Raw genomic sequence first — 12,555 nt, 5'->3', positions numbered from 1 at the left:
ATGGCAGGACAGCGCGAGGGCCGGCGATGAAAGGCGGCATCTCCGCACCGTTCATCCGGTTCCCGGTGGCGACCACGCTCATCATGGTCGGCATCCTGTTCCTCGGGATCGTCGCCTATCCGCTGCTGGGCGTCGCGCCCCTGCCGCAGGTCGATTTCCCGACGATCCAGGTCACGGCGCAGCTGCCCGGAGGCAGCCCGGAGACCATGGCGTCCTCGGTGGCGCAGCCGCTGGAACGGCAATTCTCGCAGATTCCCGGCGTGTCGCAGATGACCTCGACCAGTTCGCTGGGCATCTCCACCGTCACGGTCCAGTTCGATCTCAACCGCAACATCGACGGGGCGGCCAGCGACATCCAGGCGGCGATCAACGCCGCAAGCGGCCAGTTGCCGAAGAACCTGCCGACCCCGCCGACATACCGGAAGGTGAACCCGGCGGACTCGCCGATCCTCCTGCTCTCGGCCACGTCGGACAGCATGCCGCTGATCGAGGTGGATGACGCGGTCGACGTGCAGCTCGCCCAGCGGATCAGCCAGATCTCGGGCGTCGCGCAGGTGTTCATCGGCGGCCAGCAGAAGCCCGCGATCCGGATCCAGCTCGATCCGGCCAAGCTCGTCGCCAAGAACCTGTCGATGGAGGACGTGCGCACGCAGTTAACCCTGACGACGGTCAACAACCCGAAGGGCAGCATCGACGGCGGCAGCCACAGCTACACGATCTACGCCAACGACCAGCTCACGGTCGCGAAGAACTGGAACGACGTGATCGTCGCCTACCAGAACGGCGCGCCCCTGCGGGTGCGCGACATCGGTCAGGCGGTTGCCGGCCCGGAAGACACCAAGCAGGCGGGCTGGACCAACGGCAAGCGGGGCGTGTTCCTCGTGGTCTTCAAGCAGCCCGGCGCCAACGTGATCGACACGGTGGACAGCATCAAGGCGCAGCTGCCGCGCCTGACCGCCACGCTCCCGGCCGCCATCAAGATCGGGATCCTGAGCGACCGCACCCAGACGATCCGCGCCTCGGTGGAGGATGTTCAGTTCACCCTGATGCTCACCATCGTGCTGGTGGTCGGGGTGATCTTCGTCTTCCTGCGCAGCTTCTGGGCGACCGTCATTCCCAGCGTGACGGTGCCGCTCGCGCTGCTCGGCGCCTGCGCGCTGATGTGGATGGCGGGCTACACCCTCGACAACCTCTCGCTGATGGCCCTGACCATCTCGGTGGGGTTCGTGGTCGACGACGCCATCGTCGTGCTGGAAAACATCAGCCGCTACGTCGAGGAGGGGATGCGGCCCATGGAGGCCGCGTTCAAGGGTGCGGGCGAGATCGGCTTCACCATCGTGTCGATCTCGGTGTCGCTGATCGCCGTGCTGATCCCGCTCCTGCTGATGGGCGGCATCATAGGCCGGCTGTTCCGCGAATTCGCCGTCGTATTATCGATGACCATTGCGGTCTCGGCCTTTGTGTCCCTGACGCTGACCCCCATGATGGCCTCGCGCCTGCTCAAGCCGCACGATGCCGAGCGCCACGGCCGCCTCTACCGGATGAGCGAGGCCGGGTTCGACTGGCTGCTGGCGGTCTACGAGAGCGCCCTCGACGTCGCCTTGCGCTTCCGCCGCGTGACGCTGCTGGTGTTCTTCGCCACGCTGGCGCTGACCGGCTACCTGTTCGTCGCGATCCCGAAGGGCTTCTTCCCGCAGCAGGACACCGGCTTCATGATCGGCGTCACCGAGGCGGGCCAGGACATCTCCTTCTCGGCGATGAAGGCCCTGCAGGAGAAGATCGGCGCGATCGTGCAGGCCGATCCGGCGGTCGCCACGGTCGGCATGTCGCTCGGCGGCAACGGCCAGGCGTTGAATTCCGGGCGCATGTACATCACGCTCAAGCCTCGCGACGAGCGCGACGTCAACGCCTTCCAGGTAATCGGCCGGTTGCGCCCGAAGCTCGAGCGCGTGGAGGGCATCCGGACCTTCATCCAGGCGACCCAGGACGTGCGCACCGGCGGCCGCACCTCGCGGACGCAGTTCGAGTACACCCTGCAGGATCCGGATCTTGCCGAGCTGAACGCCTGGGCGCCGCGCATCCTCGACAAGATGAAGACCCTGCCGGAATTGCGGGACGTCGCCACCGACCAGCAGACCCGGGGCACGACCCTGACGCTGTCGATCGACCGTGACGCGGCCTCGCGTTACGGCATCACGCCCCAGCTCATCGACGACACGCTCTACGACGCGTTCGGCCAACGTCAGATTGCGCAGTACTTCACGCAGCTGAACAGCTACCACGTCGTGCTGGAGGTGCTTCCGGCGCTGCAGGGGAGCGTCGAGAGCCTCGACAAGATCTACATCAAGGCGCCGAACGGCGGCGGACAGGTGCCGCTCGCAGCATTCGCCCGCTGGACGACCGATCCGGTGGCGCCGCTGGCCGTCAACCATCAGGGCCAGTTCCCCGCTGTGACGATCAGCTTCAACCTCGCCCCCGATGTGGCTCTCGGACAGGCGACGGAGGCGATTGGGCGGGCGATGCGGGACTTGCAGGTGCCGCCGACGGTCGTCAGCGGCTTCCAGGGCACCGCGCAGGCCTTCCAGCAATCGCTGTCGACCGTGCCGCTCCTGATCCTGGCCGCCCTGTTCGTGGTCTACCTGATCCTCGGCATCCTCTACGAGAGCTTCATCCACCCGATCACGATCCTGTCGACCCTGCCGTCGGCCGGCGTCGGGGCGCTGGCGGTGCTGATGTGGGCGGGGTTCGATTTCAGCCTGATCGCGCTGATCGGCATCATCCTGCTGATCGGCATCGTGAAGAAGAACGGCATCATGCTGGTCGACTTCGCCATCGCGGCCGAGCGCGACGAGGGTCTCAGCCCCGAGGTCGCGATCCGGCAGGCCGCCCTCCTGCGGTTCCGCCCGATCCTGATGACCACGATGGCGGCCCTGCTCGGCGGCATTCCACTGATGTTCGCGCACGGGACCGGATCCGAGATCCGGCAGCCCCTGGGCTACGCCATGGTCGGCGGCCTCGCGGTGAGCCAGGTGCTCACGCTCTTCACCACGCCGGTCATCTACCTCTACCTCGATCGGCTGGCCCACCGGCTGTCGTTCCGGGACAAGCCGCAGGAGGTGGACACCGCGCTCGATGATCCGGAGCCGGTGGAGGAGGTTCGCGGCCCGCCGGCGCTGCGAGCAGCGGAGTAATCGCGACCGCCGTCTTTGCGAGCGGAGCGAAGCAACCCAGGGCCGCGGGACGTCGGCGACCGTGGCGCATGTCGATCGCTTCGCTTCCCTCGAAGTAATGCTGAGCCCCCCGGGACAGCCGCTCCGAAGCCGACGGCCGGGCGGCCCTGTCACTCTGGCCCGCTTGGCGGGGCCATTCGCCGTTCCAGTTCATCCGGCGTCGGTCCTGCGAGGCCGCACAACGTCGAAGGATCCGGATGCGCCAGAACCTGCCGCTGCGAGGGCTGACCGTGCTCGCACTGGAGCAGGCGGTCGCCGCCCCTTACTGCACCTCGCGGCTGGCCGATGCCGGCGCGCGCGTTATCAAAATCGAGCGCCCCGAGGGTGATTTCGCCCGCGGCTACGACGCGTCGGTCAACGGGCTGGCGAGCTACTTCGTCTGGCTCAATCGCGGCAAGGAGAGCCTCGTCGCCGACATCAAGAATCCCGCGGACGCCCGCCTCCTGCACGCGATCCTCGCGCAAACCGACGTGTTCGTGCAGAACCTCGCGCCGGGAGCGGCTGCCCGCGCGGGCTTCGGCGCCGCGGAGCTGCGCGCGCGCCACCCGCGGCTGATCACCGTCGACATTTCCGGCTACGGCGCCGACAACGCCTACAGCGACATGAAGGCCTACGACCTGCTGGTCCAGGCCGAGAGCGGGCTCGCCGGGATCACTGGCCATCCGGCAGGACCCGGACGCGTCGGCGTCTCCGTCTGCGACGTGGCCTGCGGGATGGATGCTCATGCCGCAATCCTGGAGGCGCTGATCGCCCGTGGGATCTCCGGGCAGGGCTGCGCCCTCGAGGTCAGCCTGTTCAGTGCCGCCGCCGACTGGATGAACGTGCCGCTGCTCTACTTCGAGGGCACCGGGGAAGCGCCCAAGCGGGTCGGCCTCGCCCACCCGTCGATCTGCCCCTACGGCGCCTTTCCGACCGCGGATGGCAGCCTGGTGCTGATCTCGATCCAGAACGAGCGCGAATGGGCGAGCTTCTGCGCGGGCGTGCTCGGCGAGCCGGATCTCGCCCGGGCGGAGGGGTTCGCGTCCAACAACGCCCGCGTGGTCAACCGCGCCGCCGTCGATCTGCGCATCGGTGCTGCCCTGGTGCGGCTGAGCCGCGACGCCGCTGCGGCCCGGCTGAAAGCGGCCGGCACCGCCTACGGCTTCGTCAACGCCCTGTCGGATCTCGCCAGCCATCCGGCCCTGATCCGCGCGGAGGTCGAGACCCCGGCCGGTCCGGCCCGCATCGTCGCGCCGCCTGTGCTGATCGACGGCCGGGTCCGCGCCCTCGGTCCGGTGCCGACGATCGGCGAACACAGTGCGCGGATCCGGGCGGAGTTCGCCGGCTTGGATTGAGGGCCGCCCCACGACGGTGGGTCGCACCTTTAGGAGGAGACCATGAGGCTCGACGGCAAGATCGCGCTCGTGACAGGCGCCGGAAGCGGCTTCGGGGCGGGCATCGCCCAGCGTTTCGCCGCCGAGGGCGCCAGGGTGGCGTGCGTGGACATCGACGGCGCTGCGGCCGAGCGGGTCGCCGCGGAGATCGGCGACAGGGCCCTGGCGATCGCCGCCGATGTCGGCGTGGCGGCCAACGTTGCGGCCAGCGTCGCCGAAACCCGGCGGCGCTTCGGGGTGCCGCACGTCCTCGTCAACAACGCCGGGACGACGCATCGCAACAAGCCGCTGATGGAGGTGACCGAGGAGGATTTCGACCGGGTCTTCCGGGTCAACGTGAAGTCGATCTTCCACTACGTCCGGGAAGTCGCCCCGCTGATGCGCGACGCGGGCGGCGGCGCAATCCTCAACGTCAGCTCGACGGCGGCGCTGCGGCCGCGACCGGGGCTCACGTGGTACAACGCCTCCAAGGGTGCGGCGAGCCTCGCCTCGAAGTCGCTGGCCCTGGAGCTGGCGCCCTGGAAGATCCGGGTGAACGCCCTTTGCCCGGTCATGGGCGCCACCGGCCTGCTGGAGCATTTCATGGGCGTCCTCGACACGCCCGAGAATCGCGACCGCTTCATCGCCACGATCCCGCTCGGCCGCCTGTCGCAGGCGAGCGACATCGCCGCCGCGGCTTTGTTCCTCGCCTCCGACGAGGCGGCGTTCATCACCGGCGTTGATCTGCCCGTCGACGGCGGCCGCACGGCCTGAGGAGCTCCCGATGGAAGCCTACACCGAGATCCGCGAGGCGGTCGCCAAGCTCTGCGCCGGGTTCCCGGGGCCGTACTGGCGGGAGCTCGACCGGGAGATGGCTTATCCGACCGCGTTCGTGAACGCGCTGACCGAGAGCGGCTACCTCTCGGTGCTGATCCCCGAAGAATTTGGCGGCTCCGGCCTGCCGCTCTCCGCGGCCGCCGCGATCCTCGAAGAGGTGCAGCGCGCGGGCTGCAACGGCGGCGCCTGTCACGCGCAGATGTACACGATGGGCACGCTGCTGCGGCACGGCTCGGAGGCGCAGAAGGCCGCGTACCTGCCGGCCATTGCCGAGGGTCGATTACGGCTCCAGGCCTTCGGCGTGACCGAACCGACATCCGGCACCGATACCGGCAGCCTGAAGACGACGGCGCGCCTGGAGGGCGACCACTACGTCGTCAACGGCCAGAAGATCTGGACCAGCCGCGCCGAGCACTCGGACCTGATGCTGCTGCTCGCCCGCACGACGCCGCGGACGGAGGGCATGAAGCGCACGGACGGTTTGTCGGTGCTCCTGGTGACATGCGCGAGGCCACGGGCAACGGCCTCACCATCCGGCCGATCCGGACGATGATGAACCATGCCACCACGGAGGTGTTCTTCGACAATCTCCGCGTGCCGGCGCAGAACCTCATCGGCGAGGAGGGCAGGGGCTTCCGCTACATCCTGTCCGGCATGAACGCCGAGCGCATCCTGATCGCCGCCGAGTGCGTCGGCGACGCCAAGTGGTTCATCGACAAGGCGAGGGCCTATGCCAGGGAGCGCGCGGTGTTCGGCCGGCCGATCGGCGCCAACCAGGGCGTGCAGTTCCCGATCGCCCGGGCCTACGCCAACATGCGCGCGGCCGAGTTGATGGTCCGCGAGGCGCTGACCCTCTACGAGGGCGGCGCCAATCCCGGGGCCGAGGCCAACATGGCCAAGATGCTCGCCGCCGACGCCTCCTTCGAGGCGGCGAACGCCTGCATCCAGACCCATGGCGGCTTCGGCTTCGCCGAGGAGTACGACATCGAGCGCAAGTTCCGCGAGACGCGCCTCTACCAAGTCGCGCCGATCTCCACGAACCTGATCCTCGCCTACCTGTCCGAGCACGTGCTCTGCCTGCCGCGATCCTACTGACATGACCGATTTCGCCGCCTGGATCGGGCGGACCCGCGAGGCGTCCGACCTTGTCACCCCGCGCCTGATGGCCGAGTTCAACGCGACCTTCGCGCCGCATCTCGCCCCGGTCGCGGCCGGGATCGCGCCGCCCGCCCTGCACTGGTGCCTCGCCCCGGAGACCCCACCAGCCGATTCCCTCGGACCTGACGGCCACGCCGCCAAGGGCGGGTTCCTGCCGCCCGTGCCGCTGCCGCGGCGGATGTGGGCGGGCGGGCAGATCGAGACGCTGGCCGATCTCCGCGTGGGCGATCGCGTCACGCGCACCGAGACCGTGCGGGACGTGGCGTTCAAGGCGGGGCGCAGCGGTAGACTCGCCTTCGTCACCGTGGACCACGCGGTCGCGACGGAACGCGGCGTCGCGATCCGCGAGCGGCAGGACATCGTCTATCGCGAGGCGGCCAACGCGCAGACCGGCACGGCCGCCGCGCCCGAGCGCGACGATCCCGACGCCTATGAGGCGGTCTGGGAGGTGCTGGCGTCGCCGACCCTGCTGTTCCGCTACTCGGCGATGACCTTCAACGGCCACCGCTTCCACTACGATCGGCCCTACGCGACGCAGGTCGAAGGTTACGCCGATTTGGTCGTCCACGGACCGATGCAGGCGAGCCTGCTCCTGAACCTCGCCGCGACCCTGCTGGGCTCCGTGCCGCCGACGTTCAGCTATCGCGGCGTGTCACCAATGACGGCGAACCAGATTTTTCGCGTGTGCGGCCGGCTGACAGAGGCAGGTTTCGAGGGCGTGACGCTCGATGCGGCCGACCGCGTCTGCATGCGGGCGCGAACGACGATCGGGTAGCCTGGTAATCTGCCGTCATTCCGGGGCGCCGCAGGCGAGCCCGGAAACCAGACGCGCTGTCGGTGCAAGCTGTCCCGCGTCGGCGGGTCTGGATCCCGGGCTCCGCTCCGCGGCCCCGGGATGATGGAGCGATCGTACGAGACTGCTCGGGATCCTTGCGACCCGCTTCTTGGATCCGGGCTTCGGATCAGGCAACCCGGTGACACGTCGTCATTCCGGGCGCCCAAAGGCGAGCCCGGAATCCAGAGCCTCTGTCGGTGCTGACCTGCGCGCCTCGGCGTGTCTGAATCCCGGGCCGCTCGGTGCTGCCCCGGGATGACGAAGCGATCAGGCGAGCTTCAGCCCGACGTTGACGTTGCCGCGCGTCGCGTTCGAGTACGGGCAAACCTGATGCGCCGCATCGACGAGCTTCTGCGCCTCGGCGCGGTCGAGGCCCGGCAGGCTGATCGTCAGGTCGGCGGTGATGCCGAAGCCGCCCTCGGAGCGCGGGCCGATGCCGACATCGGCGGTCACGGTGGTCTCAGCCGGCACCTTCAGATGCAGCGACGGGGCGACGGCCTTCATGGCGCCGAGGAAGCAGGCCGAGTAGCCGGACGCGAAGAGCTGCTCCGGATTCGCACCGGGGCCGCCCGCGCCGCCGAGTTCCTTCGGCGTGGAGAGCTTCACCTCGAAGCTGCCGTCGGCCGTCCGGGCGGCGCCGTCGCGGCCTCCGGTTGCGGTGGCGGTGGTGCGGTACTTCACGTCTACGGACATGACGGTCTCCGGTTTGTGGACGAGAGTCGGCATGTAGGTGCCGGCTCGGATCTGCATAGGCTCAATTTAAATTGCGCGCAATCTAATTCACGGGTCAATCAGCGCGAAGCGGTCGACATCGACAAGCCCGCGGTCGGTGATCTTCAGGTGCGGAATCACCGGCAGCGGCAGGAATGCCACCTGCAGGAACGGCTCCTGCAGGACCACGCCGAGGCTTCGCGCCGCGGCCCGCAAGGTTACGAGAGCGCTGCGGATGTCATCGAACGGCATCAGGCTCATCAGGCCGGCGATCGGCAGGGCGATCTCGGCCAGAACGCGACCGCCCTCGACCACCACGAAGCCGCCCTCGATCTCGCCCAGGCGGTTGACCGCCACGGCCATGTCGCCGTCATCCGCGCCGACCACCGTGATGTTGTGGCTGTCATGCCCGACCGAAGAGGCGATGGCGCCGCGCTTCAGGCCGAACCCTTTCACGAACGCGACCCCGATTCCGCTTGCGCCCGGCGGCGTCCGGCCGTGTCGCTCGACAACGGCGACCTTGATGACGTCCTGATCGAGATCGATCCGCCGCTCGCCGCTGGAATAGGGCAGGGTCAGGTCGTGGCGCAGGGTGATGATCTTGCCCGGCACGACGCCGATCACCGGCGTCGACGGTCCGGAGCCCGGCGCGGCGAAATCCGCTTCGGTGACGCGCCGCGCCCGCACGCTGCCGCGGCCGATGGGGTCGATGGCGGTCCGCGCGTCGAACAGCGCCGCATCCACTGGGCGCCCGGCGCTGAACACCTGCGAGACCGCGCAGGCGGCGAGGTCGTCGAGCACGACCAGATCGGCGCGCTGCCCGGGCGCCACCAAGCCACGATCGTGCAGCCCGAAGGCCCGCGCCGCCGACCAGGACGCCGCCCGGTAGGCGGCCAGCGGCGGGACGCCGAGCGCGATCGCCGTGCGGATGACGAAGTCGAGATGCCCCTCCTCGGCGATGTCGAGGGGATTCCGGTCGTCGGTGCAGAAGGCCAGGAACGGCGCCGTTTGATCGGTCAGGATCGGCGCCAGCGCGTGCAGATCCTTGCAGACCGAGCCTTCACGGATCAGCACCGTGAGGCCCTTGGACAGCTTTTCCAGGGCCTCTTCCGGCGTGGTCGCCTCGTGCTCGGTGCGGATGCCGGCCGCGATATAGCCGTTGAGGCCCTTGCCGCGCAGCAGCGGCGCGTGGCCGTCGATGTGCCGGCCCTGGAAGGTCGCGAGCTTGTCCAGCACCCCGGGATCGCCCGCCAGCACGCCGGGAAAGTTCATGAACTCGGCGAGCCCGATCACCTTGGGATGGCCGGCGAAGGCCAGGAGGTCCTGCGCGTCGATCCGCGCGCCCGAGGTCTCCAGATGGTCGGTGGCCGGGACGCAGGAGGAGAGCTGCACCCGCAGGTCCATCGCCAGGGTCTCCGACGCGGCGAGGAACCACGCAAAGGCCTCGGTGCCGAGGACGTTGGCCATCTCGTGGGGGTCGCAGATGCCCGTGGTGACGCCGTGCGGCAGGACGCAGCGCTCGAATTCCTGCGGCGGCATCAGCGACGACTCGACGTGGAAATGCGTGTCGATGAATCCCGGCACGACGATCCTGCCGGCCACGTCGATCTCCCGCGCGCCGCGATACGCGCCGAAAGTCCCGACGATACGATCGCCGCAGATCGCGATGTCGGACGCGACGAGGTCGCCGGTGACGAGGTCGAGGAATCGGCCGCCCTTCAGGACGAGGTCGGCCTCGGCTAAGCCCTGACCCTGCGCGATGGCCTGCCGGAGGAACTCCACCTCTGTCATCGATCTAATCCCCTCCGCACTGCCATCCGCCAGGAGCATGCCACGGGTGCAGGGCCTTCGGCGACGCTTGCGATGGCGCGGGTGCGGGCGCAGAAGCCCCTCACCTTTGAACCAGTCGAAGCTCTCGATGCCCGTCTATCGCTCCCGCACCACCACCCACGGCCGCAACATGGCCGGCGCCCGCGGCCTGTGGCGCGCCACCGGCATGAAGGATGCCGATTTCGGCAAGCCGATCATCGCGGTGGTGAACTCCTTCACCCAGTTCGTGCCGGGCCACGTTCATCTCAAGGATCTCGGCCAGCTGGTCGCCCGGGAAATCGAGGCCGCGGGCGGCGTCGCCAAGGAGTTCAACACCATCGCGGTCGATGACGGCATCGCGATGGGCCATGACGGGATGCTGTACTCGCTCCCCTCCCGCGAGCTGATCGCCGATTCCGTCGAGTACATGGTCAACGCGCACTGCGCCGACGCGATGGTGTGCATCTCGAATTGCGACAAGATCACCCCCGGCATGCTGATGGCGACTTTGCGCCTCAACATCCCGACCGTGTTCGTCTCCGGCGGCCCGATGGAGGCCGGCAAGGTTCAGCTTCCGGGCATCGCCAAGAAGGTCGACCTCGTCGACGCGATGATCGCGGCGGCCGACGACCGGATCTCCGACGAAGACGTCGCGGTGATCGAGCGCTCGGCCTGCCCGACCTGCGGGTCGTGCTCGGGCATGTTCACGGCGAACTCGATGAACTGCCTCACCGAGGCGCTCGGGCTGGCGCTGCCGGGCAACGGCTCGGTGCTCGCCACGCATGCCGACCGCAAGCGCCTGTTCGTCGAGGCCGGCCACCTGATCGTCGATCTCGCCCGCCGCCACTACGAGCAGGACGATGCCAGCGTGCTGCCGCGGGCGGTGGCGAGCTTCCAGGCGTTCGAGAACGCGATGACCCTCGACATCGCCATGGGCGGCTCGACCAACACGGTGCTGCACCTGCTGGCCGCCGCCCATGAGGGCGAGGTTCCGTTCACCATGGCCGATATCGACCGGCTGTCCCGGCGGGTGCCGGTGCTGTGCAAGGTCGCTCCGGCGGTCGCCAACGTCCATATGGAGGACGTGCACCGCGCCGGCGGGATCATGGGTATCCTGGGCGAACTCGACCGGGCGGGCCTGATCGACACCAGCGTCGGCAACGTCTCGGCCGGTACGCTGGGCGGGGCGCTCGCCCGCTGGGACGTGGGCGGTCAACCGTCTGCCTTGGTCCAGACCTTCTACCGGGCGGCGCCGGGCGGCGTGCCGACCCAGGTGGCGTTCAGCCAGGAATCCCGGTTCGACGAGCTCGATCTCGACCGCGAGGCCGGCGTCATCCGCGACGCGGCGCACGCCTATTCGCAGGATGGCGGGCTTGCCGTTCTGTTCGGCAACCTCGCCGAGCAGGGCTGCATCGTGAAGACCGCGGGCGTCGACGCCTCGATCCTGACCTTCACCGGAACGGCCCGGGTGTTCGAGAGCCAGGACGCTGCCGTCGACGGCATCCTCAACGGCAAGGTCAAGGCCGGCGAGGTGGTGCTGATCCGCTACGAGGGTCCGCGCGGCGGCCCCGGCATGCAGGAGATGCTGTACCCGACGAGCTACCTGAAATCGAAGGGTCTCGGGAAGGCCTGCGCCCTGGTCACCGACGGGCGGTTCTCCGGCGGCTCCTCGGGCCTGTCGATCGGCCACGTCTCGCCGGAGGCGGCCGAGGGCGGGCTGATCGGCCTGGTGCGCGACGGCGATCCCATCGCCATCGACATCCCGGCCCGCAGCATCCGTCTGGAGGTGGAGCCGGCCGAGCTCGAGCGGCGGCGCGTCGCTCAGGAGGCAGCGGGCTGGCAGCCGGCAAGCCTGCGGAAGCGAAAGGTCAGCGCGGCTCTGCGCGCCTACGCCATGCTGACGACGAGCGCGGCGCACGGCGCGGTGCGCCGGGTCTGATCAGCGGACGCTGAGAACGAGGGCGGCGACGGCAGCCAATACGGCCGCAGCCGCCACCACGATGCCGGCGAGGCGCCCCAGGCGGCGCTTCGCCGACGGCGCGACAGCCTCGATGGCCGGGACCGGCCGCGGGATGCGTCCGAGGGAAGCGAGCATCAGCGGCTCGATCGCCTCATAGCCGGCGGGGCTGAGATGCAGCCCGTCCGTGCCGTATTCCGGGCGCAGCGCGCCCGTCTCCGTCGCCAGCACGGCATGGTAATCGATGAAGGTCGCGCCGTGCTCGTGGGCGTGGTCGCGCAACCACGTGTTGACCGCCGCGATCATGGCCGGCGCATCCTGCACCTCCGGATTCCAGGGGATCCGCGCCGCCGGCATGATCGAGCCGATCCAGGTCTTCACGCCTAAGGCCCGCGCCTCATCGAGCATGCCGGCCAAAGTCCGGGCGATCTCCTCGGCGGGGACGAAGAAACCCTCGTTGCGGCCGATGTCGTTGACGCCGCAGAGGAGATGGACGCCCTTGGCCCCCGTCTCCTCAAGGTCCCGGCGGAAGCGCATGGTGATCCAGCGCGCCGTCTGGCCGGATCCGCCGCGCGGGATAAGGTCGTAGGCCTCGAAGGTGCCGGCCCGGTGAAAGCCCCACAGCTCGGTGATCGAGTCACCGATGAAGACGACGGGCTCGGCCAA

The 12,555-nt window shown here is 69.1% G+C and carries 8 protein-coding genes and 1 pseudogene; 6 read left to right on the top strand and 3 right to left on the bottom strand.

Translation table 11 applies throughout. From position 1 onward, the window contains the following. Nucleotides 1-26 precede the first annotated feature (26 nt). The 5 genes and pseudogenes from AC3WSN_RS15675 (at nt 27) to AC3WSN_RS15655 (ending at nt 7,352) form a co-directional block, all read left to right on the top strand. On the top strand, nt 27-3,191 hold the full coding sequence (locus AC3WSN_RS15675) for an efflux RND transporter permease subunit (RefSeq protein ID WP_492539136.1): 3,165 nt from the start codon (nt 27-29) through the stop codon (nt 3,189-3,191). A gap of 236 nt (nt 3,192-3,427) precedes the next feature. Then, nucleotides 3,428-4,564 carry a CaiB/BaiF CoA transferase family protein gene (locus AC3WSN_RS15670; RefSeq protein ID WP_492539134.1) on the top strand — a complete coding sequence of 379 codons (1,137 nt, stop codon included), beginning with the start codon at nt 3,428-3,430 and terminating at the stop codon, nt 4,562-4,564. 42 nt (nt 4,565-4,606) lie between these two features. Beyond that, nucleotides 4,607-5,356, top strand: coding sequence for an SDR family oxidoreductase (locus AC3WSN_RS15665; protein ID WP_492539132.1), 750 nt, complete (start codon nt 4,607-4,609; stop codon nt 5,354-5,356). A gap of 10 nt (nt 5,357-5,366) precedes the next feature. Then, nucleotides 5,367-6,514: pseudogene (locus AC3WSN_RS15660) on the top strand (acyl-CoA dehydrogenase family protein). 1 nt (nt 6,515) lies between these two features. Continuing rightward, nucleotides 6,516-7,352 carry an HTD2 family dehydratase gene (locus AC3WSN_RS15655; RefSeq protein WP_492539130.1) on the top strand — a complete coding sequence of 279 codons (837 nt, stop codon included), beginning with the start codon at nt 6,516-6,518 and terminating at the stop codon, nt 7,350-7,352. 327 nt (nt 7,353-7,679) lie between these two features. Here the strand turns inward: AC3WSN_RS15655 and AC3WSN_RS15650 are convergent, their stop codons facing one another. Continuing rightward, nucleotides 7,680-8,105 carry an organic hydroperoxide resistance protein gene (locus AC3WSN_RS15650; protein WP_192707639.1) on the bottom strand — a complete coding sequence of 142 codons (426 nt, stop codon included), beginning with the start codon at nt 8,103-8,105 and terminating at the stop codon, nt 7,680-7,682. 87 nt (nt 8,106-8,192) lie between these two features. Then, nucleotides 8,193-9,914, bottom strand: a complete 1,722-nt coding sequence (gene ade, locus AC3WSN_RS15645) for an adenine deaminase (protein WP_492539128.1) — start codon at nt 9,912-9,914, stop codon at nt 8,193-8,195. Between the two features lie 127 nt (nt 9,915-10,041). Here ade and ilvD point away from each other — a divergent pair, with 127 nt between their 5' ends. Continuing rightward, nucleotides 10,042-11,871 (top strand): dihydroxy-acid dehydratase, encoded by a 1,830-nt coding sequence (gene ilvD, locus AC3WSN_RS15640; RefSeq protein ID WP_492539126.1) that lies wholly within the window; start codon nt 10,042-10,044, stop codon nt 11,869-11,871. Here ilvD and AC3WSN_RS15635 read toward each other — a convergent pair whose 3' ends face one another. Continuing rightward, on the bottom strand, nt 11,872-12,555 hold the full coding sequence (locus tag AC3WSN_RS15635) for a GDSL-type esterase/lipase family protein (protein WP_492539124.1): 684 nt from the start codon (nt 12,553-12,555) through the stop codon (nt 11,872-11,874).

The organism is Methylobacterium sp. FW102-HT35C08, from assembly GCF_058790235.1.
The sequence above is the reverse complement of the archived record's forward strand: the minus strand, read 5'-3'. Positions and strand labels throughout refer to the sequence as shown.

Bases quoted from the DNA above. Each gene is read 5' to 3' on its own strand.
- AC3WSN_RS15675 (WP_492539136.1), top strand. From the start codon at position 27: ATGAAAGGCGGCATCTCCGCACCGTTCATCCGGTTCCCGGTGGCGACC.
- AC3WSN_RS15670 (WP_492539134.1), top strand. From the start codon at position 3,428: ATGCGCCAGAACCTGCCGCTGCGAGGGCTGACCGTGCTCGCACTGGAG.
- AC3WSN_RS15665 (WP_492539132.1), top strand. From the start codon at position 4,607: ATGAGGCTCGACGGCAAGATCGCGCTCGTGACAGGCGCCGGAAGCGGC.
- AC3WSN_RS15655 (WP_492539130.1), top strand. From the start codon at position 6,516: ATGACCGATTTCGCCGCCTGGATCGGGCGGACCCGCGAGGCGTCCGAC.
- AC3WSN_RS15650 (WP_192707639.1), bottom strand. From the start codon at position 8,105: ATGTCCGTAGACGTGAAGTACCGCACCACCGCCACCGCAACCGGAGGC.
- ade (WP_492539128.1), bottom strand. From the start codon at position 9,914: ATGACAGAGGTGGAGTTCCTCCGGCAGGCCATCGCGCAGGGTCAGGGC.
- ilvD (WP_492539126.1), top strand. From the start codon at position 10,042: ATGCCCGTCTATCGCTCCCGCACCACCACCCACGGCCGCAACATGGCC.